Below are 23,189 nucleotides of genomic sequence, written 5' to 3'. Positions count from 1 at the left end.
CCGGACCGCTGACCGCCGTTCTCGAGGACGGCAATCTGCGGACGATCTGTTTTGCCGGCGTGGAGGTGGTTCGGGCGATCAACTATCTTGCGCGCGATGCGTCTTGGGGGACTTACAAGGCCGAACTGTCCAACATGCGCATTTCCGAGGACGGCACTTCGTTCGAGCTTCGCTATGACGGACTCTGCGCCGGCCCGCAGGGACGTTTCGCCTATCGCATGAAGATTCGTGGCGACGCTTCGGGCGAGCTGACCTTGCAAGCGGATGGCGTGGCGCTCACCGATTTCCCCACCAACCGCACCGGTTTCGTGGTGCTTCATCCTTCAGAGGCGGCGGGCAAAAGGCTGACCATCCGGCATAGCGACGGAAGCATCGAGGAGACGACATTTCCCAAATTGATCAGCCCGGACCAGCCTGCCTTCGACATTTCAGCGCTGACGCACGAGCCAGCACCCGGCTTGGTCTGCACCGTCGCCATGGAAGGCGATGCCTTCGAGATGGAGGACCAGCGCAACTGGACGGACGCCTCGTTCAAGACTTATGTGCGGCCGCTCTCAAAGCCCCGACCTTATGTCATCGGCAAAGGTGTGAAGGACATACAGCGCGTCACGGTTTCCGTGCACGCCGAAACATCGGCGCCTGGACCGGCTATCAGCAATACAGCAACCCTGACCCTTGGCGGACCTGCCGGGCGGATCCCGTCGATAGCGCTGTTCGTCGATCCCGACCAACTGCCGGCAGCCATCGCCGGCGCGGCTTCGCTTGGCCCGGTGCCGGAGATCATACTGCGCTTCGACAGCGCGCGCGGGCATGATCAACGCGTGCTGGAAAAGGCAGCCGAGCTTGCGAGCGCGCTTGGCGCCCGGCTGGCGGTCGAGGCGATCTTTGATGCGATCCACCCCGGGGCCGAGGCCCAGGCCCTTGTAGCTATGGTTCGCTTGGCGGGCGTCGAACCGAGCGCCATTCTGGTTTCACCACGGCGCGAATTCAAAACACGCCCCTCACACCATTTGCCCAACGGTGAGCTACCGATTGACGAGATCGTGCAGGCATTGCGGGCTGTCGGTCTCGCTTGCCCGATTGGGGCTGGTACGCCCTCCCTATTCACCGAATTCAACCGCAACCCGCCGACCGGCAATGCGGATTTCGTCTTCTTCGGCAACAGCGCCATCGTGCATGCCGCCGATGAGCAGTCGGTCATGGAAACCCTGACCGTTTATCCTGCAGTCATGGAGACAGCACGGCAATTGTGTCCCGGAAAGCCGATCTGGCTTGGGCCTTGCACGATCGGCTTGCGGCACAATCCCTATGGGGAGGCGGTCGCAGCCAATCCCGGAAATAACCGGGTGCCCGCCGCCGGCACCGACCCGCGTCAGCGGGCATTGTTCGGTGCCGCCTTTGCCGTCGGCGTCGCGGCCCGGGCCGCTGAGACAGCCGCTGCGCGGTTGATATTGGCAGCACCGACTGGCCCCTTCAGTCTCTTGAACGAGGACGGCTCCCGACGACCTTTGCAAGCCGTCCATGCCCAAATCGCTGAGGCCGCCGGCGTCGAACGCTATCGGATTTCGAGTGATTGGCCAGGCGTGGCAGCAATTGCCTTTCGTCGCGGCAACACGATCCGCGTGCTGGCGGCCAACCTGACCCCCATGCCGATCGCGCTATCCTGGGATGCTAAACTGCTCTACTTTGTAAATGAGGACACGAAGCCGGCGAAACCCCCGCTGACCACCCATACATTGGGGCCGTACAACTCTGTCGCTCTTCAGTTTGTCCAAACACCAAGTCGACCAGACGGCAGGCCCAGGAAAAGCTGAACGTCAAGATACGCAATCCAAAGCGGGATGTCTCGTCTCCCAGCTATTTGCGTGGGCGGGATGATGGCGCCCGGCAGGAGCATGGAGTGCGCGGACAGGCCTCAAGATCAGCAGCTTCTGCAGGCGAGCGGCGCCTCTGAAGCGCTGAACCTTCGATTGTTGAGTCGGCGTCGAACCGCCAAAGACGTGTGCGGTCAACCGCCTCCGTACATGAGCTTCGGCAGCCAAATGACGATCGAGGGGAACACGATGCACAACCCTACTCCGATTGCCTGCAGGAATAAGAAGGGAACGGCGGATCGGAAGATCGTCGCCATCGATATCTCCGGTGGCGCGACACTCTTCAAGTAAAACAGTGAATAGCCGAACGGTGGGCTCAGGAACGCCATCTGCATGTTGACCATGAAAATGACGCCATACCACAGCGGCACGTCTTCAGGAGCCACACCGGCTAAGCCGAACGTACCGCCGAATTCGAGGGACTTAAGGATGGGCAGAAATATCGGTACGGTGAGAAGGAGAATGCCCACCCAGTCCAGAAACATGCCCAGGACGAACAGGATGATCATCATCAGAACAAGAATGCCGTAAGGCGCGAATCCAGTTCCGAGAATGGATTCGGCGACGAAGTTCTGCCCGCCCTTCAGGATGAAGAAGCCGACGAACATGGTGGCTCCGAAGAATATCCACATCACCATCGCAGTCGCCTTGAGGGTTGCCACGCCGGCTTCCCGGATCGTGTCCCAAGTCAGGCGGCGATGGGCGGCGCAGACGATGAAAGCACCGAATGTGCCGATGCCGGCGGCTTCAACAGGCGTTGCTATGCCAAGGAAGATGACTCCGAGCACAAGCAGGATGAGCAGAATGGGCATGAACGTGCGGCGCAGAAGCCTCAGCTTCTCCCCAAAGCCGATGCGCTCGCTCGGCGGCAAAGCCGGGCCGAGCTTGGGGTTGATGTAGCAGCGCGCCGTGACATAGACGACATACATCCCAGACAGCAGCAGCCCTGGGAATACCGACCCGATCAAAAGCTCGCCTAACGACTGTTGCGCGACGACGGCGTAGACGATCGCCATCACCGAAGGCGGTATGAGGATGCCAAGCGTTCCTCCGGCGAGCAGCGAGCCGCAGGCGAGCTGTGCGTCGTAGTTGCGGCGGAGCATCGCTGGCAGAGCGATCATGCCCATTGTCACTTCCGTCGCACCGACGACCCCAACCATTGCTGCGAGCAGGGTGCACGAGATTATGGTGGCCGAGGCAAGTCCGCCTTTCAGCCCACCAAGCCATTTATAGACGACGTCAAACAGCTCCTCGATGATGCCCGCTTTCTGAAGGATCGCGGCCATGAAGATAAAAAGCGGCACCGCCGAGAGCTGATAATCCGTCATGAAGGGAAAAATCCGCGACGGCAGCATGTTCAGCATGGCCGCATTACCGAATAAGAAGAGGAAGAGAACGGCGAGGCTGCCCGTGCAGAAGGCCATTGGCAGCCCGAGCAATAAAAGAACGCCCAGTCCGCCGAACATGAGGATGCTCAGCCACAGGATTGGAAGCTCGAGACCCATGGCTTAGCGGAGCCTTCTTGTTGCGGTCGCGATGTCACGCATCAGGCGAGACACGCCTTGAAGCAGCAGCAGCGCGGCGCCAACAGGAATCGCCAGCTTCACCGGCCAATATTGAATACCCCACTCGGTGAAAGAACTCTCGCCCACCGCCATCGCGTCGCTGGCAAAACGCCAGCCGGCAACGAGCATTGTACCCACGAACAGGAAAAAGAATGCCGAGGTGATGATATCGCAGATCGCCCGGCCACGTTCGGAGAGGTGGCTGTACACGATGTCGACCCTGACATGGGTCTCATCGCGATAGGCATAGGCCCCAGCCAGCATGTATTGCATGCCGAACATCAGAAACATGCTCTCGTGCACCCAGTTGGTCGGGGAGTTGAAAACGAAGCGGGCGACCACCTCGTAATAGTACGCCATGACCGCGAGGACCGACCAATAGGCGACGAACTCGCCTGTCACTCTTACAAGCCAGTCGACCGGCCTAAATGGCGCAAGAGGCTGTTTGACGGGCGTCGCGGGCACATCGACGACGATCTCATGGTGGGTTGCGGCGCGCCGCACAAGACCGGGTATGAGAAGGGCGTCGCCGACAATAATGAGACCGAGCAGAAGTCCCGCAATCCGGCTGATGCTGCTGTCCCACTCGAGCCCGTGAACGGCCGCCGTCAGATTGTTGCGCGCCGCCGCGGCCTCAGCCTCAGCTTTTGCAAGTCGATCGGCAGCCCCCTGCTTGTTGGCTGCCGTATCTGCCTTGGCACGCGGCAACAGTCTCTCGGCGTGCTCGCTCTGGGATCGCGCGAGTGAAACTGCCTCGCGTCCATCGCGCACCTGGGTGCTTGTCCAAAGTACCGCGATGAAGAACGGGATAAAAATGAATCCCCACCTGCTCTTCAGATAGAAGCGGTGCATGCCGAGGAAGCCGGCTGTGACCAGGAACAGATAGGCAAGAAGCAGGTTTGGACGGCCGGGATCACGCTGTGCCCGTTCTCGATGGACAAAGTGAACGGCGGCCAGCGGAAAGACCGCGAGGGTTAACCAGTAGAGCCAGTGCGGCAGCACAAATGTTAGGGAAGGCATCGGCGAACGCCTGCTGCAGGAGCGAGCGCCCGTCCGGCTCAGGACGGGCGAAAAGAGGGTTCACAGGTTGATGGTCAGCCCCTGGTACATGTCCGGAGTGACATAACCGACTGTCGGGTTCTCCATGACCTCGAGCTGCAACTTGAAGATGCGCGCTGCGTCCTTGTCCTTGTTGGCCCACTCGAACCAGATGGGCACCGCGATTTCCTGGAACTTCTGGAGGTCCTCCGGTCCAAGCCGATTGATTTCAATGCCGGCATCCAGGAATTTTTGCCAAGCCTCCATGTCGGCTTTCTGGATCGAGCCGAAATGGGCATTGGAATAGACTTGGATCTCGTCTTCCACGAACTTCTTGAGGTTGTCCGGGAGTTGGTTCCAGACATTCATGTTGACGGCAAAGTCCATCAGGTCGACGGGCTGGTATACGGACATCAGACCGGCTGGACCCATGGAAATGTACTTGGTCACCTGCTGGAAACCGAGGGCCCAGTTTACGGCCGGACCGGTGTAGTCGGCGGCATCGATCGTGCCCTTTTCCAGCGCGGAGAACACCTCGCCGCCCGGCAGCAACGTCGTCTTGGCACCGGCTTTCGCGAAGGTTTCGGCGATCATGCCGCCCGGTACGCGGAGTTTCAGATCCCTAAAATCCTCGATTGAGCGGATCGGTGTCTTTGAGTGGATGATGTTCGGGCCGTGATGAATGCGGTTGACGTAGTAAAGGCCTTGTTTCGCATAAAGGTCGCGCGCGGCCTGCAGACCACCTTTTGAATAGAAAAAGATATCCCATTCGTGCGGATAGCGTAGCCCCAACGTGTAAGAGGACAGGAACGCCGTAGCGGGAAGCTTGCCCGCCCAATAAAGTGAAAACGAGTTCATCGCTTCCAGAACGCCGTTCTTCACCCCGTCGAGGAGTTCGAAGTCACCAACGATATCCTTTGCCTTGAACGGCTGAAATTCGAGTTGGCCTCCGGTTTTTTCCTTGATGGTGCCACACCAGTTTTGGAAGGTTTCAAGTCCGACACCCGCCGGCCACGAGGTTTGGATTTTCCAGGTGATTGCGTCTGCGGCTCCGGCCCTTCGAACCCAGGGCGCGGTGACCGCCGTCGCCGTTAGCCCAGCGACAAGTCCACTCGTCTTCAGAAACTTTCGCCTTGATTGGGAACGCGTTTCTCCGTCCATTGCTTTCCTCCCTGTTCGGCAAGCGGGCAAATGATGGGCCCGTCGCCGGTCTCAAATCGCAAAATCAATGACGCAAAGGATGTCCCGTTCTTGTGGGACCAGAGCTGCCTCCTTTTTCGCAGTCGTTTCCAGCCGGATGCCAACGCCACAAACGATAGCGACAGGGACCGGCGCAGCCTGTAAATAACATAACGCGGCGCAATCATTTTCAACCACTGCGCGCCCGATCCATAGTATGCCTGTGCGGCTGTAATAAATCCATTGGTGAGTCACGCCCAATGACGCGCTCGGGGCGTCGATCTGATGCTTCAGAATTGGGATTGGGGTAAGAGCCATCGGCTCGTACTGAGCGAGTCCTTGCAGGCCCGCGAGGTCAGTCAGATGTAGGACGCGCGAGTTGCTGGTGATGAGCTGTTCGACACGCAATGCTGAATTGCGCGATTGAGATGGGGCACACTCAGTCCGAGCGCGTCCGCCATGACTTCCCCATGCGCTATAAACCAGCTCTGGCAAATGGCGTTCGGGCGTCTCCCAACTATTTGCGCGGGCGGGATGATGGCACCCGGCGGGAGCATGGAGTACGCGACAGGCCTCAAGATCAGCAGTTTCTGCAGGCGTCCTGTGGATACGGATCGATCAGCCGACCGTCGCTTGACCCGTTGTCTCCTTAATCTTGTCCAAGACCGCTTCAGGCGCCACGTCGCGCTTCAGCTCCTTCAACTCATTGTCTGCTTCCGTCGGAACATCCAGGCGCTTCGCGATCTCCTCGACCAGTTTGATGAGCTTGGTCGTCTCATGCTCGTTGAGCAGGCTCACCTGCAGATCGAGGTCTGCCCGCGCATCATCCTGGGCGGCCATGCGGTTCTGGTTGATCAGTACGAACGTTGAGAGAAAGATCGCCTCGACCGAGGCGAACATGGCCAGAATAACCAGAGAAGGATCCCAGGGTTTGATAAAGGTCACGATCCCGAAATTTAGGCCGATCCAGGCGCCAAAGAAGACAAGGTGGATGTAGACGAACATCATGCTGCCGGCAAACCTGCTGATTGCCGCCGCCGCGCGCTGCTCCAGCGATGCTGCCTTGGCATCGCGCTTCCGCCTCTCGACCAGTGCCTCGATGTTCCGCGCCAGGGCAGGGGCGAGGCCTTCCGCCGCCGGCGTGGTCGGAGTGGCGTAGCCCTGGTCCTCTGGGGCGGCTGTGGGATTCATTGTTGTCTCTCCCGTCTAGGCAGCCTAACTCCCTATTTGGCAATTCGCTCCATTTCGCCGCTGTCCTGAGTGCCGAACGAGCGCCTTGTCCGACGATCCTGCCCGATGCAAACAGCGGTTGCTGCAGACCGGTGCAGGCTCGCTTCGCGTTGAGTTCGCAGGGCAGGACTCCTACTTAAGGGGATGCCCGCGAGCAGAAAAATCGATTCGACTGCACGGCTGGTTGCAGAGTGGCCGCTATCCCCGGCGGCGACGCTTGGATCGTCGGTGCGGGCGAGGGGCATTTTTCTTGAAATGCGCGCTCGCCTTCCGACGGACTTGAGAAGCCTGCTCCATAGCGAGTCCCGGGTGCTTACCTTGCGTCTGCCGGAGGGCTCCCATGCCAATGTTGAGGCCGCATCGGCGATCGTGTCCAAAGCCATGCAGGACATCGAAGACCTGCCCGTCATGCCTCGCGAGGTCGAGGACATTCTGACGATCTCGGCGGGCGAGCGTCACCGCTGGCTCAAGGCCGGCCGCTTGCAGAGCGCCGGGACGCGGACGGTGAAACTGCGTGGCCGCGCGAGGAAGATCACCTTCCACGTTTTTGATCCGCGTTTGATCGAGGATGTGCTCGACCGTGACCTTGTAGCTGTCTGGCGCGAGGAAGACGCTGAGAGAGCCGCCGAGAACCGACGCCGAGCCGCTGCAAAGGCGGCGCTCAAGCGCTCGCAAAAGAGCCGCGGCGCGGCCGCAACCGACGACAGCCAAAGCGAGGCAGTCCACTCCAAGTTGCGCGGCTGGGAAGACTTCGAGAGCGACGGGCTCCTCCGCTGAGGCGGGGACGCCGTGTCATCTTGTGGGCGGACCGCAGCGCCCTTTGAGGACAGCGATGTCGGCCTCGCGGTCCCCACCGGGCGGCGAGGAGACCGGCGCGCCGACGAGAAACGCGCCAAGCGCGTCACCCGGCGACATATTCACGATACCCTTCGGTGGTGACACTCGGAGCCACGATTCTGTCGGCCTCGCCTCTCGAAGAAGGCTGGCTAAGATAATTGGCGGCAGTGTGGGAAAGAGCGTGACCATAGAGACATGACAAAGCAGAGAATTCTTTTTGATACCGATCCTGGCGTAGACGATGCCCTCGCGCTGCTTTACCTGCACCGTCATCCGAACATCGAACTGCTCGGCATCACAACCGTCTTCGGGAACGCATCGATATCGGTTACAACGCGCAATGCCAGGTTCCTCGCCGAGGCTTGGGGGATCAAAGCGCCCGTTCACGCCGGTGCTTCCGTTCCGCTAAACTGGTCCGGGGCGCCGCACCCCTATCCTGTCCATGTTCATGGCGCGAACGGGCTGGGGGATTATCCTATTGCCCAGGAAGCGCGGGAGGAGAAGGACACTGCCGCGCGATTCATCGTCGATACCGTCCGGCAGAATCCGCGTCAGGTGCGGTTGCTTGCTGTCGGAGGCCTGACCAACTTGGCGCGGGCACTGGAGGCCGATCCGGCGATAGCAGATCTAGTGCAGGACGTCGTCGTCATGGGTGGCGCGTTCGAAGTCCCTGGCAATGTGTCGCCCGTTGCCGAGGCCAATATCTATGCAGATCCGAAGGCAGCCGATCGAGTGTTTGCAGCCTCGTGGAAAGTGACCGCGGTTCCGCTCAATCTCACAAATCGAACGGTGATGACGCGACAGGATATCGCCGCGGCCTCGGAAGGTGCCGATGCCGCCATGCAAATGGTAGCCGCACTGTCGCAAGGCTACATCGACTTCTACTTGCAATGGGGCGAAGCGGGTATGCTTGTGCACGACTGCAGCGCCGCAGTCTACCTGACCGACCCGCACTTATTCGCCACCCGATCCGGTTCGATCGTCGTATTGGAGGACGGCCCGGCGGCAGGTATGACCGTGCAGAGACTGGGCGCCGCCAGTTATTCACCGAACAAATGGGATCAACGTCCAATGCAGTCGGTGTGCGTTGGTGGCGATGCTGCAGGAATCTTGGCGAGGATTTACGCTGTCTGCAGGGGAAGTTTCGCGGAGCCATCCCCAAAAAGCTAAAAAGGCTCGCTCCGGCGAGAGAGCCGCGATAGCGCGCCCGAGCCTGTGGCGCGGCTTCTACCCACAGCCATCCAACGGGTCGGGCTCGAATGGTTCACCAGGCCCGACTCGAATGTTCCTCGAACGCGATTCTTGCAAATCGATCCGGTCTGTTCAGATCAGGACTTGTTCGTTGTCGACGGTTCGGTATCGGACAGCCTCCGGTGCACCGCCTCATCGGCTTTGTCGGCGGCGGACTTGACGACATCGCTGACCTTGTCAGCGAGCGTACCTTCGCTCGACGCCTGCCGTCCTGCTTCGTCGCTGGCCGCCTGGTAGGCTTCGGCTGCAACCTGCTTCACTTGGTCGACGCCCTTCTCGAGCGCGTCCTCGGCCCTCTCGCGAAGCTGTTCGCGATAGCCGCCGAGCCGCTCGTCTTCGAGTTGCGTGTGGGGCAGCATCGCGCCGATCGCTGCTCCGATCGCGAGACCGACAGCAGCAACTGCCAGAGGCTGATCCTCCATCAACTGCTGCGCGGAACGAGTGGCCCTCGTCGCCATGTCGGCCGTGGCTGTCGCCGAGTTCGTCAGCGTCTCCGCCGCGCCGCTTGCCATGCCAGATACGCTGCCGGCTGCGCTGCTGGCCATGTCAGACATGGTGCCGGCCGCACTGCTGGCCATTCCCGAGACAGTGCCGGCCGCACCGCTGGCCATGTCGCCGACAGAGGCATAGGTGTCCGAAGTCATGGTTCCGGTTCCAGCCGTAGATGTGCCGTCATGGCGGTCGGAACCGCGACGGGTCGCGTAGCCGGTCGCGGCGGTTGCGGCGGAAGCGCCGCTGCCCAGCATCAGCCAGGCCAGACCGGCGCCGATTACAGTCAGTGGCAGAGGATTGTCTCGCACCTGAGCCTTCAGGTTGTGGAGCATGTCGGAGCCTGCACCGCCGTTGAAAATACCGGTGAACTCATCGAAGAGCTGGCCGGGCGTCATCTTGCCTCGAATGGACTCGGCGGTCGCTACCACCCTTGCTCGCGTGGCCTCGGCTTCGCGTTCGAGTTCGGCTGCGGATTTGTCGCTCATCTCGCTTGTTCCTTGATTAAGTTCGCGTCACGCTTCAGTTGCTCCTGCGTACGGTCCGGCGCGAGCTCGGAGGGCGACATGCTCGCCATGCCGGTCCGCAGGAGGATGACACCCAGCACGGCAACGACCACTCCGACGAGCAAGGCGGACCAGCCGGCGCCCAGGCCGAGGCGGGTCAGGGCAATGACGAGCGCTTGCAGCAGCACTATCAGCGCGGCGAGAAGACATACCGCGCCGCCCAGAACCCCGACGGCGCCGGCCTCCGCTTTAGTCACGCTCTCGGATAGCTCCGCCCGCAGGAGTCTGGCCTCCGTTTGCACCAGCGTGCTCACCTGCTGTGCCAGGTCGGCGACCAGAGTGCCGAGGCTTTGATTGTCTTGAGTGTTCATTTCTTTAGCTCCGCTGCATTCCTGGGAGCGCCGCCGTCGACGCCCCAATTGGTCGTCGCGTCATCCCATGGCTTGCTCGCCTGCGCACCAGTCTGCCTGCTCGTTTCCCTACCAGTCTTCCCAGTCTTCCGTGGCGTCGCTGCGCTCTGCCCCGCGCGTCGTGTTTCCGGGGGAGAAGCCTTTATGAACCGTCCGAGCGCCAGTCCTGCCAGCACCGAACCAGCGATCAGAGTGCCGGGATTTTGGCGGCCGAAGTTCTGAATTTCCTCAAGCACCTCGCCGAAGGGCTTCTCCTTCAACGAGGAGGACAGCCTTTCCAGTCCGCCTGCCGCATCCCGCATGAAATTCGACGCCGAGCTCTGGTCGCTGTTGGCCAGATGGTCGCTTGCGGCACGCAGAGCGCCGGCGAATGCCGCCAGGCTCGATCCGATGTCGCGCTGCGTTTCCTCGGCCCTTTCCGACAGGGCCTCCTGTGCTTCCGACGCATAGTCGACTGCCCTGCGAGCAACCTCGTCGCGGGCATCGTGGAGCGCTTCGCCGGCGCTTTGGGTTTCTTTCTTAACTCGATCGGAAACTTCGTTCTTCGCCTTGGCGAAGTCGGCCGGCTCGCGGCCCTGATTATTTTCGCGCTGCATGACGCCTCCTAATGAAAGCCGAGAAAGGAGAGTATCGCGAGCACAACCACGATGAGACCGATAAGATAGATGACACTGTTCATGGCGCAGGCTCCTCCTTGCCTGTTCCAACTTCGCGCCCGCCGCGATGTTCCCTTCCGTGACCAGGATTTTTTGTAAGTAGCTACTTACCCCGATCGGCGCCTCCGAAGCCGGCAAGCTCGTCATCCGAACAGAGCAGCCGCGGCTGCGCCGGATCGGAGATATCGAGCTTGTCCCAAGGTATGCGGTAGAGGCCCTCGCGGCGCCGCAGCGCGAAAAAGTCGAGCAATGCGGTGCCGATGGCCGAGGCCGACAGGCGTTCAAAAGCTGCGAAGATGCCGACATGGAATTCGGTGACAACGAGGTCGTCGCCGTCCTGCTCGGCGATGACCTCCTCGATATGGCCGATGCTCCTGCCGCCCTGCGTGAGAACGCGCCGGCCAGCCAGATGCTCGAGATTCACATTTGGCATCCTCAGGCTCCCGGGATTCGGCCGACGATGCGATCGCGCAGCCAGCTCTGCCAGGCCAAGATCTTGGTCCTGCGCACGTCGATATCGAATTCGATGTCGACGCCGATGTCGCGCACCTTGGTCCAGGCGATGCGATGCGGCCGTGCCTGCTGCTTCCCGCTCAGCCTTGCGGCCAGCCGCGCCGTTAATCGCCCAGGCCGAGCGCCAAGCCGTCGGGCCAGCGCTATCACGCCAAGCTCGACCGCAACGACCCTCGGCGGCTTGCCCTGCCTCAGCTCGGCGACCAGTCCATCCACCTTGCCGATCTTCACTTGCTCGCGGTCGACGACCTGCTTGTCCAGGATATCGCGCAGCAGCTGCATCAGGTGCCTCCGAATATCTGCAGGGGAATAGTCACCACCGCCAGCACGAAGCCGAGCGCGATGACGAAGATCACGGCGGCATTGGAGATGACGCCGTTGCGGTGCTGGCCGACATAGCGCTCGTCATTCAGCAGGAAGAGGAACGGCACGACCGTCAGCGGCAGACTGGCGGCGGTCAACGCCATTGAGAAGATGGTGAGCCTCAGCGGGTCGAGACCAAGCGCTATCGGAACGGCTGCAAGAAAAAGCGTGAGCGTGTAGACGAGACTGAAGCCGGGATCGTCGCGCGGCTTGAGATCCTCGCCCCAGGTCCAGCCGAACCCTTGCGCGACGAGATAGGCCTGCTGCAGCGCCACTTCCAGAGCGGCTCCGAAACAGGCGATGCCGAGCGATGCGACGAAAAGGACGAAGCCCCAGAAGCCGAACACCGAGATCAGCATCAGCGGGAGCTGGTTGTAGTCGTCCACCTGGTTCACGCCGTGGGCGCCAAGCACAAGCGCGGCCACGATCAGCACGGCCACGGAGATCGTTCCTCCGAAGCTCATGCCGAGACCGGCAATCGCCCGGTTGGTGCCGAGATAGCTCTTGTCCCATTGATCCTCGACCGCGCCCGAGGAATAGAACATGAAAAGGTAGGGCGAGATGGAAGCGCCGAGGATGCTGACGGCCATGAACCAGTAGTTCGCCGTATCGTGTTGCGGCAGGCTGGGCACGGCACCGGCAGCCACCTGTTTCCATTCGGGCTTTAGCATCACCGATGCGACGACGAAGCAGAGCGTGATCAGGCCAAGCATCGACACGCCTTTCTCGATGAGGCCGAACGTGCCTTTCCACAGCAGCAGCCATGCGAGGAAAGCCGCTGGCAATGCCCACCATTGAAAGCCGATCCCGGTGGCAAGCTCGGCAGCAATGGCAACCCCGCCTATTTCTGCCGAGAGGACCAGGAAATTGACCAGCAGGACTGCAAGCAGCGGCCAAAGGAAAGCATTGAAGCCGAAGCGTTCGCGGATGCCGTCGGCGATGGTGTGATGGCTCACGGCGGCGAAGCGACCGGCCATCTCGACCAGGAAGATGATGCAGATGGTGCCGAGCACGATCGCCCAGATGAGTTGGAAGCCGAACAGGGCGCCTGCCTGCGCCGCTGTCGCCATCGAACCGACCTCCAGGAAGCCACCAACGCTGGTCACGACGCCAAGCGAAATTTCCAGCAGCTTCTTCATCGTTGCGGCGCGAAATAGCCGCGATAGGCCGTGGCGAGATCCGCCTGCGCGGCGCGAAGCTCGTTGCGTGCCCGGCTGGCCTGCGCCTGCTGTCCGGCCTCGACCGCGCTGTCGGCCCCGCTTGCCGCGGTGGACAGCCGGCTGATCGCCGCCTTCAGCGTGTCTCGCGTCGCAGGATCGGACGGCGAGGCCGATTCCACTTGCCGGCCGGCATCGGCGAGTGTCTCGGCGAAGGATTGTAGGGCAGAGGACGCGTAGTGGGACGGCGCGGCGCCGGAGAGCCAGGCATCGGTGACCAGCACCGCCGCCTGCGCGGTCGAGGCGGCACGCTTCGATTGCTGTTCGACGGTTTCAGACGAGGAGCAGGAAGCAAGTGTCAGTGCAAGCACCTGCAGTAAAGGCAGTTTTCGCCGAGCAATGCTGCGCAATGCTTCCTCTCACTGCTGCTGCTTCGAACATGGAGATAAAGCGGCGTGGATCGGAAGGTTCCCCGCCGTAGGCCGGTTGCACGGCACTGCTGCTTATCGGTCGCTCCGCTGCGCGTCCTCGGTGGTCGAAAGGGCAGCGATCTTGTCGATCATGGCGAGCACCGCCTGCGGGGCTGTCAGGTGCACCATATGCCCGGCATCGGGGACGATATCGACTACCGAGTTTGCGAGATCCGCGTGCAGCCGAAACGCTTCGGCCGGCGCGTCGAAAAGCTGATCGCCGGCGCCGGCGATTATCCCAACAGGAACGAAAATGTCGTTGTGCCGAGGCGTCACAAACGCCGCTGCGATCCACATCAGGAAGGACTCCGCCGCGATCGACCGCAGTTGCGAGGGGCGGCTCGCCAACTCCCTCGTCGTTGCGGTGAATGCCGCCGAGATCGCCGCCGGGGCAAATATCTTTCGCATTGACCAAGCCCAGCCAAGCCTGACCAGCGGCGGCAGCAAGGTGTGGCGGAAGGCCGTTCCGATCAAAGGCAAGATCGGCAACCCCGACAAGGCGAGTTCGAACCTTGGCGATGGATAGTGGTAGCCGGAGACAAGCACGACCCCGGCAACGCGCCCAGGGCGCCGTCGCGCCATCTCGAGCGCAACCGCGGCACCCCAAGAGTGGCCAACAACAATATAGCGTCCAATTCCGAGTTTCGCGGCCGCGGCATCGATCAGATCGGCCTGCGCGGCGGCCGACCAGATCCTGCCGATCGGGCGCGAGCTCCTGCCGAAGCCTGGTCTGTCGAAAGCCAGAACACGATAGTCTGCGGCCGCTTTGTCGACGATGCCGCTTGTCGTGAAATCCTCGGCCGAAGAGCCGTTGCCATGCAGCAACAACAGCGGCATGCCCTGGCCATCCTCGATCAGGTGCAGCCGCGCTCCGTCGACTTCGACGAAGCGTCCAAAACGTCGGCCGCGTAACGCCCGCCGCGCTCGCAGGCCATTGTAGAGGGCAAGCCCGGCCGCTGCCGCGGCAAGGAGGAGGACCACGTCGTTGAACGTGGCGATGTCAGGCATGATCCCGTGCTGCTACGGAGCCATGGCACAAGCCGCTGTTGAGAGAAGCGGCGGATGTACCCAGGCGCTGGCTTCCAAAGAAGGAGCTTTCAGGCCGAGCCCTTCTGAGGCAGCTTCGTCTCCTCATCGACCTGTTCCTGGAGAGCCCTGCGTTCGCGCTCTCTTCCCTCAGCGTCGACCGGTCGATCTTGCCGTTCAAGCTCGCGTTCCACCGTGTCACGCGCGCCCTCGACAGGATCTTCCTGCGGCAGACGCTTATCTGTTCGCTTTGTGCCTTGCTCGCTCGCCCGGTCACTGTCCGATCCCAGTTTGGACGGATCGTCCTTTGCAGAATGCTTCGTCATTGGCTTACTTACCTATCTGGCCTGCCACGTCGGCGGATCACGTGCCGATCTGTTCAGAAGCAGCCCAACAGGCGAGCTGTCTCTTTGTTCCGGCTATCCCGTGCGGCAGTCGGTCAGTCCCGATCCTCATGGTCTTCCGCCTGTGCCGGTTCCGACTCCTCGAGAGCTTCAATGACCGGGGCAAGCGAGGTCTCTTTCCGCTGATTTGATTCTGTCGGGTCCTCCTGCTCGGCCGTCATGTCGAGCGCCCGTTCGATTGCATCTTCGATATTGCCGATTTCCTCCTCGCGAACCTCGTGCCCGTAGCCCGCGGCGTCGGCGTCCTGCTCGAACTGTCGCACAAGCACCGGAACGCTGACTTGCGTGTCGGCAGGCAGGTTCCCGACGTTCTCCTCGAGCCAGCTTCGAAAGAACTCCTTGGTTGCACTCATGAGCCGCCTCCTTCGAGCTGAGAACGGCCGCCGTCTGCCAATGTTCCTCTGGCGGAGCTTGCGTTGCCGCGTCTTTCGTCTGAGCGGTTACAACGAGTATCTTCGCGGCAGACGGGATCGCTCATCCACGGCCCGACGGGAAGCTGGGCCCTCCAGTCGATCTGGAACCCTTAGCGCAGGAATGGCGGCTCCTCAGCAGCGTTCCTCGATCGACCGGATCACCTCGTCGACACCTCGCGGTCGATTTCGAGTTCCCGCGTGATTAGGTCATCTGGGGGCCTTGACATTCAGGGACCCGAAACGCCTTGCGCATGTTCGGAACGATCGAGTCCGACTGCCGTTACCGACAAAAGAACAGGAGGCACCGATGAGCGGACGCAGAACCCATGACCAGCAAGTGCGCATTCTGGAAGAACGTGAGAACACGAAGAACGCCAAGGCGGAGCTGAAGCAGTCGGCGGCGGAGCGCGAAGCGCGGCGGAAAGGTTCGGACCTCAGGAGCGACACGCCCGACCTCGTCGGCTCCGATGACCGCAACATGCTTCGCGGCAAGAATCAGGAAAGCGGCCGCAACAAGCATCGTGGCGACTAAGCGCGTCACGCATGTCTTGGTCCCGAAGCCGGATTTCACTTTCGGAAGACATGTTTTAGGCAGGGGGGCTTTCGGCGTAAGATGCGATCGTCCCCTTGCTGGCGGTCTTGGTTTGGGCACACCTGGTTCTGAATTCTTGGGCCTCGGCTTCCGTGAGATGCTCGATGCCGATGAAGTCGTTTTTTGCGCGGCCTGAGCGAATGAGCTCATCGAGCTTCGCCTGAATGGCCACGCCGTCGCGGTTCTGGGTGTTTTGAATCAGGAAAACCATCAGGAAAGTAACCATCGTCGTCGCGGTGTTGATGATCAGCTGCCAAGTCTCGGAATAATGAAAGGCCGGGCCGGCAATGGCCCAGAGGACCACCGAAACCACGCACAAGACGAAGGCCCATGCACGGCCCGCGGCATGGGCGACAATCTCCGCGAGCCGATTGAATGCTTTTTCCAACTTGAACTCCGGACTTTCACCCTGACGAAATTTCCCGCCAAGCCAGCCTGACGATATCGTACCGGATGAACTGCACCGAGGTGGAGCGGTCTATCCTGTCGGTCGGCGCTGGGTACCGGCAAGAAGTCAACTGAAGGCGACGCGACGCCAAGAAGGCGACCGCTCAGCGTTTCGCGAGGAGGCGGGCCCCGTCATTAATCGCGGCCCCGGTCAAAGAGACCGGGGCCGCGTCGCCAAGTCGACTTTTGGCATGCGAATAAGCGTTTATCGGGCGCCTTACGCGGCCGCCTGCATGGCCCGCTTGTTCGCACCACTTTCGCCGAGCTTGCTAAGTGCCTCGTCGGTAGCGGATTCTTCCTTGAGGGTGTCGCGCAGCAAGGGGAGGGCGTCTTTCAGGCCCAATTGCTCCGCCCAGGCAATCAGCGTGCCGTAGCGCGCTATTTCATAATGCTCGACCGCCTGGGCGGCAGCCACAAGGCCCGCGTCGAGCGCCGGCTCGTCCTTGTATTCCTCGAGGATCTCCGAACCCTCTTCAATGATGCCATCGATCGCGGGACACGTCTTGCCGCGCGCCGGCTTGCCCAGCATTTCGAAAACCTGCTCGAGCCGGTCGACCTGAGCTTCAGTCTCGGTGCGATGCTTTTCGAAGGCCGCGCCCAATTCCTGTGACTGCGCCGCCTTGGCCATCTTAGGCAGCGTCTTCAGGATCTTTTTCTCTGCATAATAAAGGTCTTTCAGGCCATCCACGAACAGGCTTTCCAAGCCGTTCGCCGCGCCGGACGAACTTTTCTTTGCCATCGACGTCTCCTTCGTTCGACTTTCTTGACCAAACAAAACCGGTGGGATCGACCGATGTTCCAGCGAAATATTTTTTGAAGCCGGGACGACGAGCCGAGGTGCGCGAGCGTTACTTCGGCGTGCCCTTGCCGTTGCGGGACGAAAGTTGGTCGAGCATGCTGAGCGCTGCACTGGGACCCGCATGCTCCAGCAGACCCTGCTCGGCGGCCGCCTTCTTGAAGGCGGCAAAGGCGATCGCCGGCCGGCAAATCCCGTTGGTCGCGTCTTCCACAAGCCGAACCGCCTTGCGATAGGCTGGTGAGTCCTTGCTCTTCCATTTCCGGCCAAGCGCCTTCTTGGCGTCAGCGATCGACGACACCATCATCGTGCCGCCGTTGACGAAGTGGATGGTGAGGGGCAGGAATCTGCTCAAGGCTCTTTCACCGTCCTAGCCATTCGCACACAGGCCGGGCGGGCCCGACGAAGAGGTCCGCGGTCGGCGCCGCCGCCAAGGGAATATCGGTCCGAAAGGATTTCATGGTGCTACCGCCTGTTTGAGATCGCATAAAACGAAGCTGCTGCCGGGTAGTTGCATTCAGCCGGCCCGTGGCGGTCAAAAAACGTGCTCCTTACTGATCGCCGTCCGGGTGAGCAGCGCCGGCGGTGGTGGCGGCCGTGGTTGAGGTCCCGACGGATGTCGCGACCGATGTCCGGATTGAGAGCCGGCAGCTTCGGAGCGAGGCCAACCTTTTCCGTTCGCGTGCGTTGTCCCTCGAAAGCGAAGGAGACACCGATGCCGACGAAATCCGACAGGATGACCGACTCCGCCACACCGATGAAATCGGCCCCGCGTACCAAATTCACCTCCGAGCAGGCGGCCAGCAAGCAGCGGAGCGTGCAACGCAAGGTCGACGCGACCGATCGCGCCAAGTCGAACGGCAAATCCAAATCAGAAGGCGCCATGCAGGCCGGCGCGCGGGAATACCCAGTGCCGCCTTTCCCGAAGCAGCATCATCCGAAACCGGGCGAGGAATGGGCGATCGAGCCCGCGCCACTCTACGACGCGCCGTTCTGGCAGGGATCGAACAAATTGGGAGGCAAGGTGGCGCTGATCACCGGCGGCGATTCCGGCATCGGCCGCGCAGTTGCCGTGTTGTTCGCCCGGGAAGGGGCGGATATCGCCATCGCCTATCTCAGCGAGGATCGCGACGCGAAGGCGACAAAGCAGGCAGTCGAGGCCGAAGGCAGGCGCTGCATCATCATGCGCGGCGACGTGGCCAGGCGGACCTTCTGCCACAAGGCGGTGGAGCGGACGCTGAAGGCCTTCGGCAGGCTCGACGTGCTCGTCAACAACGCTGCCTTCCAGGTGCATTCGACCGATTTCGCCGACCTCACCGAGCAGCACTTCGACACCACGCTGAAGACCAATCTCTACGGCTACTTCCACATGGCCCAGGAAGCCGTTCCGCACATGAAGCCGGGTTCGGCCATCATCAACACCGGGTCGGTCACCGGCATCGAAGGCTCGAAGGAACTCATCGATTATTCGATGACCAAGGGCGGCATTCACGCCTTCACCCGGGCGCTCTCTGGTAACCTGATCAGCAAGGGCATTCGCGTCAATGCCGTGGCGCCGGGGCCGGTTTGGACGCCGCTGAACCCGTCGGAGAAGGAAGCGGAGAAGGTCTCGCAGTTTGGCGCAAAGACCCCGATGAAACGGCCAGCCCAGCCGGAAGAGATCGCGCCTGCCTATGTATTTCTCGCTTCGCCGCAATGCTCCAGCTATATCACCGGCGAGATCCTGCCGATCATTGGGGGCTATTGACCGCGGCCGCCTATATGAAGGTCTTGATGAAAACGGCGGTTCTCGATCCCCCGGCCGTCTTGGTAATCCGGCCTGACGGGCCGCCCAGATAATCTGGTTGGCCAAACGGCCGGCAAGGCAGTCGCAGACGCTGGGAAGAGTCCGAAGGAATTCAGATTTTCGGCACAAGCCTGAACCTGTCGGCCTTTCGGCAGTTTTCAAGGCTAGGAGGTTTCGATGAACGAGCACACCGACAAAGGCGACTCGCATGACGGTGCCGTTGAGATCCTGGCCGGCCGATTGGCCAGGGAGGCAGACATTTCCGAAGAGCAAGCCCGCGAACTGATCGAGTTGATCGGGACCGATTGGAATTCCCTGCTTCGAGAGGCTCATTTTCTGAAGGCGCGGCATCGCCTATGAGCGAACGCGGGGCCGAATTCTTTGGCGAATGGATTACCAACAACGTGATGCGCGGCAGCGTCGGCGCTGACATCATTTCCGTCGCGGAATTGACGACCAAGCTCTTTGCAGATGCGAAGGCCGCAGGTGTTTCCGAGCATGAGATTGAAGAGGAGATCGGGAGCGCTTACGATGCCATACTGGCTGCAATCGTCGGACTTGAGGACTCGGGCAAGTCCGATTGAAAGCCAAGGCAGCCTGCAATTAACCCGGATAGGGGCGCGTTCAGCCCGCCTTGCGCGGAACGATGTAGCCCGTCCCTTTCGCGCCGCGGGATCGGCCGACGGACCGATGCTGCCTATGGGCTGCAGGCTCGATCGCCGGCGCTGTTTCCATCTGCGATCGCTCAGCGTCATCCGACATGACAAAGGAGAGCGCGATCAGATCGTCGGCGTCGATGCCGCCGCGACCGTTGTCCATATGGTCGGCGACCCTTTGAAATGCCTGCATGTCATCCATGCTCACGTTGGCCGCCCGCAGCCTTTCTTGGAGACCCGTCAACTTGGTGGCCAAGGCGTTGGAAATTTCGATCATAATTGCCTCCGTGGTTCCAATCTTAAGTGCCAGACCGAGGATAAGAGCCTCGAACAGTGCGGGGGCCGATGAACAGACTGATTTGCCATTACCTGCTATCGCCCAGCCGCTCGGCCTGCCTGGCAACCTTTGCGAACTCTCCGTCTGTTGAGATGACCTCGAGGGTGGCAGGGGCTCATCCTCGCCAGTCGCGACCCAATGAAATTTCTCGCAAGATGTTTCCTGCCCCCGACCTTTGAGTTGGCCCGTACGACATTTGTCCCGCATTCGCTGGGACCGGTGGCCGAGGTCCAGAATTTTAGGGAACGGTCGCTGTCGGATTTTGTTGATTGGATGCCTGCTGCGCACGTTGCCAGGTTTGCGCACTCAGGTACCAACCTCCAGAATACTCAGCCCGCAGGCTCCGGTCTGCGGGCTTTTTCGATGCCATGGGATGCGGCGCTCGCGCTGCCGCTGCCCGTCCGCATCTGGGACGGCGGCGTCGGCTGCGAGACTTGGCTCTCACTCATTAGCTTCGGAAACAAAAGGCCGGCCGGATCGTTCGCTCTATGCCAGACCACCGGGTGCCGCGCCATGCCATCCACCTCGATCAAGAAAACAAAATACGATCTGGCCAAAGGGATTCTTTCCGTATGGTTTGTGACCAGCGGGAAACGCTACGAGTTCGAGGGGGTGCCGCCGGAGACGTTCGCGGCATTCCGATCAGCCTTTGCCAAGGGCCGCTTTTTCAACGCGCACATCCGCAATCGCTTCCGATATCGTCGCGTCACAAGCGATGACGATGATTGACCGGCTATTCAGCGTCCAGTTCAAGCGGCTCGGCTGCGCTTGCTCATGGTTTGGCGTCACGGCGATCGACGCTCGTGCGGGATCTTGGTCATCCGCGAAGCTTTTCGGCCTCGCGTTCCAAGGTCTTCCGGTCGTTGCCGTGCTGTTTGATGAGATCGCGAACTTGTTGAGCCGTCAGGCCAACCTTGTTGGCGAAATGCCGTACTTCGTAGTCATCGTCCGCTGATACCCGGTTGCGGTCACCGCCGCCACGCTTGCTCTTGTCGTCTGCCATCGCTTCTTCCTCCGGCAGGGGAATAACAGCGGCCGCGCAGGAATGTTCCAGGCGCGGCAAGCGGCAATTTTAGGCGGGACTAACAAAAGTTATCGAAAACGGACTGCTCGCTCGTGCAGGATTGACGGTACTCCGCCCGCCACGGCGGAGGATGGGAGGACCGGCCTCAACAAAGCCGAAGGCCGGGTTACTTGGCCCGTTGCGCGGATCCCTTGGGCGCTGCGACGGGCCAAGGTCGCTTGCGTCAGTCTTTCCTCCAGCGGCGCCTTTCTCGCAAGCCAGTAGTGTACCATTAACATTTGTTACTGCGGACCTGCTAATGAACTGCGTAGATGACTTGGCGGGCGTTGCCCTGGGCTTTGGAGTTGGGTTCGGTTTGCGGCGACAGTGTCACCGACTTGAGAAGCGAACCGATAGCTAGGCCCGTTGTCTAACCTTGGCGGGTCACGGCAACGGGTCTAGCGTTCCTCCGCTTGGGAATGGGATTTCCGGCCGAAGATGAATGTGCCGTCTCTGACGGCGTTCACACTGCCCCGATACGAGCCCGAAACACCTTCGCGGCATGAGGAGACAGCCCGCCAGCGCTCACAAGGAACTTTAGCGGCATCTAGAAGTTCTCCTCGGGCAATCCCGCACTCCTTGGGTCGAACGATGGCCGAGCTGGCATCAACTTTCGCATATTCATCAGGGCTGACCGGCGATGATATGCTAAGCGCAGTCGTGTCGTTACTGGCCGGCCTGCTGCTCTATAATGTCATGCGCGAACCAAGCCGATAGGGGCTCCTGCCGAGACGAAATTCACAGACCGCGCAGTGACGCCGGACAAAAGTTCGGTGGGCGGCCGTTGCTCGGTAGCGCAGCATGGAGGCAATCGGCTATTTGCCCGGGACCTCAGTCCGATCCAATTGACTCGTAGCTGACTTTTTTGGGTGTATCCTTTCCCCGTTGTGGCGTATCGGGGTGAGGTAAACGATGCGTGGAATCGATCGCAATGCTGTCCCGCCCAAAAGTGCGGGATGCGGTATAGTTGAACCTGCAGAGGTCAACATTCTGGCCAAGGCGGTGAGTGACTACTGCTCCAGTCACAAGATCGAACGCAAGGACGAGCGCGAAAACGTCGCGGTCAAAGTCATGAGCCTTTTTGGACGCGGTGTGACTGATGCTGACCAGCTGTTGGAAGAACTCGAGAAGGTGCGCTAAAGCCTGGTGCCCTCGGCTGGAACAAGTCCACTAAAGCCGAAGTTCGCGTAACGGGTTCTGAGCAAATGAGCGCGTTCGGAAGAGCTTGTGCGAAATGATCCTCAGGCGATGTAGCACTGGGAGAGCGCTCTAGCCGAGAGACGCAACAGATGCCCGTCATTCCAGGAATGGCGGGCATCTATTTTCACTGCTGCCGACGAAGAAGGTGACGCATTTCCTCGCCGGCCCTACCAAATGATGCATCGGGCAAGTTGTTTCTAGCATAACGACCAATGCGCCGGCCTGTCTAACCTCAGTCGAGCGGAAAGAGGTCGTTCCTCGACGGCACTAGTTGGGATCGCCGGACCTCGAGCCCCCATGGGCTCCGCCGCCATAGCTGTCCCCCCGCGACCCTCCGTTGCCGGAGTTAAGAAACTTTGGCTTGGGCCCGACGTGAACGTGGTTCTTGTCACCCCATCCATTGCCCGGACGTGTTCCTCCCGATTTGGCAATCGCCCTGGAGTTCAAGCTTGTGCCGAGCAGCAATGTAATGGCCGGAGGCGTCACCGCAGCAAAGCGTCCAGCCTGCTTGAGAAAATCGCGGCGCGCGTTGGCCTCTGAAACAAGCTTTTCGGAATTCTTTTCAATAAGCCTTTTGCTCTCATTCGGCATTTTAGCACTCCTTTCCTGCAAGATACTTTAATTGCTGTCTGCAAAGAAAGTAGTTCTCCAAAAGGCGTACACCGCGCCGGTGTCCGGAGCGGCCCGGCTCTCTGGCCGACAAAGGCCAGAATTGAGCCGGGCCTGACCGGCGGGGGCTCGGAATCGCAACACGGCGCCGGCTGACCAATGAGCATATACCCCTGATTGTATAGCCGGAACGCATTCATAAGGATAAAGCCGAGCCGGATCAGTGCAGCCAATATTATGGCTTCAAGCTGGCGCTAATATTCGAGCAGGCTGATGGAACCCGAACAGTGCGGTTGGGTTGGTAACATGCGACCGCACTCGT

General features: G+C 60.8%; 29 protein-coding genes. 9 read left to right on the top strand and 20 right to left on the bottom strand.

What is annotated here, in order from left to right; translation table 11 throughout:
* Positions 1-65: 65 nt before the first annotated feature.
* Positions 66-1,814, top strand: a complete 1,749-nt coding sequence (locus tag EOA49_RS03075) for a hypothetical protein (protein ID WP_206519866.1) — start codon at positions 66-68, stop codon at positions 1,812-1,814.
* A gap of 194 nt (positions 1,815-2,008) precedes the next feature.
* On the opposite strand, the gene EOA49_RS03070 is transcribed toward EOA49_RS03075, so the two are convergent.
* The 4 genes from EOA49_RS03070 to EOA49_RS03055 all read right to left on the bottom strand — a co-directional run bounded on the left by EOA49_RS03070 (position 2,009) and on the right by EOA49_RS03055 (position 6,847).
* Positions 2,009-3,379, bottom strand: a complete 1,371-nt coding sequence (locus tag EOA49_RS03070) for a TRAP transporter large permease subunit (protein ID WP_095802625.1) — start codon at positions 3,377-3,379, stop codon at positions 2,009-2,011.
* A 3-nt stretch (positions 3,380-3,382) separates the two neighbouring features.
* Positions 3,383-4,459, bottom strand: a complete 1,077-nt coding sequence (locus EOA49_RS03065; protein WP_127243049.1) for a TRAP transporter small permease subunit — start codon at positions 4,457-4,459, stop codon at positions 3,383-3,385.
* Between the two features lie 60 nt (positions 4,460-4,519).
* Complete coding sequence (gene dctP, locus EOA49_RS03060) at positions 4,520-5,638, bottom strand: TRAP transporter substrate-binding protein DctP (protein WP_066994776.1); 1,119 nt, start codon at positions 5,636-5,638, stop codon at positions 4,520-4,522.
* Positions 5,639-6,274: 636 nt separating this feature from the next.
* Positions 6,275-6,847, bottom strand: a complete 573-nt coding sequence (locus EOA49_RS03055; RefSeq protein ID WP_127239681.1) for a DUF1003 domain-containing protein — start codon at positions 6,845-6,847, stop codon at positions 6,275-6,277.
* Positions 6,848-7,030: 183 nt separating this feature from the next.
* Here EOA49_RS03055 and EOA49_RS03050 point away from each other — a divergent pair, with 183 nt between their 5' ends.
* Both EOA49_RS03050 and EOA49_RS03045 read left to right on the top strand, forming a co-directional pair.
* Entirely contained in the window at positions 7,031-7,663 is a 633-nt protein-coding gene (locus tag EOA49_RS03050) for a hypothetical protein (protein ID WP_127239682.1), read from the top strand.
* A gap of 255 nt (positions 7,664-7,918) precedes the next feature.
* On the top strand, positions 7,919-8,893 hold the full coding sequence (locus EOA49_RS03045; RefSeq protein ID WP_127239683.1) for a nucleoside hydrolase: 975 nt from the start codon (positions 7,919-7,921) through the stop codon (positions 8,891-8,893).
* Between the two features lie 158 nt (positions 8,894-9,051).
* Here EOA49_RS03045 and EOA49_RS03040 read toward each other — a convergent pair whose 3' ends face one another.
* The 10 genes from EOA49_RS03040 to EOA49_RS02995 form a co-directional block, all read right to left on the bottom strand.
* Complete coding sequence (locus tag EOA49_RS03040) at positions 9,052-9,951, bottom strand: DUF3618 domain-containing protein (RefSeq protein WP_127239684.1); 900 nt, start codon at positions 9,949-9,951, stop codon at positions 9,052-9,054.
* Positions 9,948-10,340 (bottom strand): phage holin family protein, encoded by a 393-nt coding sequence (locus tag EOA49_RS03035; protein ID WP_067320528.1) that lies wholly within the window; start codon positions 10,338-10,340, stop codon positions 9,948-9,950. The genes EOA49_RS03040 and EOA49_RS03035 overlap by 4 nt, the downstream gene beginning before the upstream one ends.
* The gene (locus tag EOA49_RS33010) at positions 10,337-11,173 is read right to left on the bottom strand and encodes a hypothetical protein (RefSeq protein WP_206519867.1); all 837 of its coding nucleotides are present in this window, start codon (positions 11,171-11,173) and stop codon (positions 10,337-10,339) included. The genes EOA49_RS03035 and EOA49_RS33010 overlap by 4 nt, the downstream gene beginning before the upstream one ends.
* On the bottom strand, positions 11,139-11,468 hold the full coding sequence (locus EOA49_RS03025) for a hypothetical protein (RefSeq protein WP_067320531.1): 330 nt from the start codon (positions 11,466-11,468) through the stop codon (positions 11,139-11,141). The genes EOA49_RS33010 and EOA49_RS03025 overlap by 35 nt, the downstream gene beginning before the upstream one ends.
* A 2-nt stretch (positions 11,469-11,470) precedes the next feature.
* On the bottom strand, positions 11,471-11,830 hold the full coding sequence (locus EOA49_RS03020; protein WP_127239685.1) for a hypothetical protein: 360 nt from the start codon (positions 11,828-11,830) through the stop codon (positions 11,471-11,473).
* Positions 11,830-13,050 carry a divalent metal cation transporter gene (locus tag EOA49_RS03015; RefSeq protein ID WP_095802617.1) on the bottom strand — a complete coding sequence of 407 codons (1,221 nt, stop codon included), beginning with the start codon at positions 13,048-13,050 and terminating at the stop codon, positions 11,830-11,832. The genes EOA49_RS03020 and EOA49_RS03015 overlap by 1 nt, the downstream gene beginning before the upstream one ends.
* Positions 13,047-13,478 (bottom strand): hypothetical protein, encoded by a 432-nt coding sequence (locus tag EOA49_RS03010; RefSeq protein ID WP_127239686.1) that lies wholly within the window; start codon positions 13,476-13,478, stop codon positions 13,047-13,049. The genes EOA49_RS03015 and EOA49_RS03010 overlap by 4 nt, the downstream gene beginning before the upstream one ends.
* Before the next feature lie 93 nt (positions 13,479-13,571).
* Entirely contained in the window at positions 13,572-14,546 is a 975-nt protein-coding gene (locus EOA49_RS03005) for an alpha/beta hydrolase (protein WP_127239687.1), read from the bottom strand.
* Positions 14,547-14,635: 89 nt separating this feature from the next.
* Positions 14,636-14,890 (bottom strand): hypothetical protein, encoded by a 255-nt coding sequence (locus tag EOA49_RS03000; protein WP_067320542.1) that lies wholly within the window; start codon positions 14,888-14,890, stop codon positions 14,636-14,638.
* 113 nt (positions 14,891-15,003) lie between these two features.
* Positions 15,004-15,321 (bottom strand): hypothetical protein, encoded by a 318-nt coding sequence (locus EOA49_RS02995; protein ID WP_127239688.1) that lies wholly within the window; start codon positions 15,319-15,321, stop codon positions 15,004-15,006.
* 367 nt (positions 15,322-15,688) lie between these two features.
* Between EOA49_RS02995 and EOA49_RS02990 the strand changes: the two genes are divergently transcribed.
* Positions 15,689-15,913, top strand: coding sequence for a hypothetical protein (locus tag EOA49_RS02990; protein ID WP_127239689.1), 225 nt, complete (start codon positions 15,689-15,691; stop codon positions 15,911-15,913).
* Between the two features lie 55 nt (positions 15,914-15,968).
* Here EOA49_RS02990 and EOA49_RS02985 read toward each other — a convergent pair whose 3' ends face one another.
* From EOA49_RS02985 to EOA49_RS02975, 3 genes are all read right to left on the bottom strand, one after another.
* Entirely contained in the window at positions 15,969-16,361 is a 393-nt protein-coding gene (locus EOA49_RS02985; protein ID WP_127239690.1) for a low affinity iron permease family protein, read from the bottom strand.
* A 276-nt stretch (positions 16,362-16,637) separates the two neighbouring features.
* Positions 16,638-17,159, bottom strand: a complete 522-nt coding sequence (locus EOA49_RS02980) for a ferritin-like domain-containing protein (protein ID WP_127243048.1) — start codon at positions 17,157-17,159, stop codon at positions 16,638-16,640.
* Positions 17,160-17,268: 109 nt separating this feature from the next.
* Positions 17,269-17,571, bottom strand: coding sequence for a DUF982 domain-containing protein (locus EOA49_RS02975; RefSeq protein ID WP_066994825.1), 303 nt, complete (start codon positions 17,569-17,571; stop codon positions 17,269-17,271).
* A 402-nt stretch (positions 17,572-17,973) separates the two neighbouring features.
* On the opposite strand from EOA49_RS02975, the gene EOA49_RS02970 reads away from it, so the two are divergent.
* From EOA49_RS02970 to EOA49_RS02960, 3 genes are all read left to right on the top strand, one after another.
* Positions 17,974-18,963, top strand: a complete 990-nt coding sequence (locus tag EOA49_RS02970) for an SDR family oxidoreductase (protein WP_127239694.1) — start codon at positions 17,974-17,976, stop codon at positions 18,961-18,963.
* Between the two features lie 216 nt (positions 18,964-19,179).
* A complete protein-coding gene (locus EOA49_RS02965) occupies positions 19,180-19,362 on the top strand; it encodes a hypothetical protein (RefSeq protein ID WP_067320556.1) in 183 nt (60 codons plus the stop codon).
* Complete coding sequence (locus tag EOA49_RS02960; protein ID WP_095779498.1) at positions 19,359-19,586, top strand: DUF768 domain-containing protein; 228 nt, start codon at positions 19,359-19,361, stop codon at positions 19,584-19,586. Before EOA49_RS02965 ends, EOA49_RS02960 begins: the two co-directional genes overlap by 4 nt.
* 40 nt (positions 19,587-19,626) lie before the next feature.
* On the opposite strand, the gene EOA49_RS02955 is transcribed toward EOA49_RS02960, so the two are convergent.
* Positions 19,627-19,935: a hypothetical protein gene (locus EOA49_RS02955; protein WP_127239691.1), complete on the bottom strand. Its 309-nt coding sequence runs from the start codon at positions 19,933-19,935 to the stop codon at positions 19,627-19,629.
* A gap of 198 nt (positions 19,936-20,133) precedes the next feature.
* Here EOA49_RS02955 and EOA49_RS33285 point away from each other — a divergent pair, with 198 nt between their 5' ends.
* Entirely contained in the window at positions 20,134-20,724 is a 591-nt protein-coding gene (locus EOA49_RS33285) for a KTSC domain-containing protein (protein WP_245460501.1), read from the top strand.
* An 88-nt stretch (positions 20,725-20,812) separates the two neighbouring features.
* Here the strand turns inward: EOA49_RS33285 and EOA49_RS02945 are convergent, their stop codons facing one another.
* The gene (locus tag EOA49_RS02945) at positions 20,813-20,998 is read right to left on the bottom strand and encodes a DUF3606 domain-containing protein (RefSeq protein ID WP_127239692.1); all 186 of its coding nucleotides are present in this window, start codon (positions 20,996-20,998) and stop codon (positions 20,813-20,815) included.
* A 972-nt stretch (positions 20,999-21,970) separates the two neighbouring features.
* Here EOA49_RS02945 and EOA49_RS02940 point away from each other — a divergent pair.
* On the top strand, positions 21,971-22,198 hold the full coding sequence (locus tag EOA49_RS02940; RefSeq protein WP_127239693.1) for a hypothetical protein: 228 nt from the start codon (positions 21,971-21,973) through the stop codon (positions 22,196-22,198).
* 327 nt (positions 22,199-22,525) lie between these two features.
* Here the strand turns inward: EOA49_RS02940 and EOA49_RS02935 are convergent, their stop codons facing one another.
* A complete protein-coding gene (locus tag EOA49_RS02935; RefSeq protein ID WP_245460499.1) occupies positions 22,526-22,849 on the bottom strand; it encodes a hypothetical protein in 324 nt (107 codons plus the stop codon).
* Positions 22,850-23,189: the final 340 nt, after the last annotated feature.

Source organism: Mesorhizobium sp. M1A.F.Ca.IN.020.04.1.1 (assembly GCF_003997315.1).
GTDB lineage: Bacteria > Pseudomonadota > Alphaproteobacteria > Rhizobiales > Rhizobiaceae > Mesorhizobium.
This window is presented reverse-complemented; position numbering and strand designations above follow the sequence as displayed.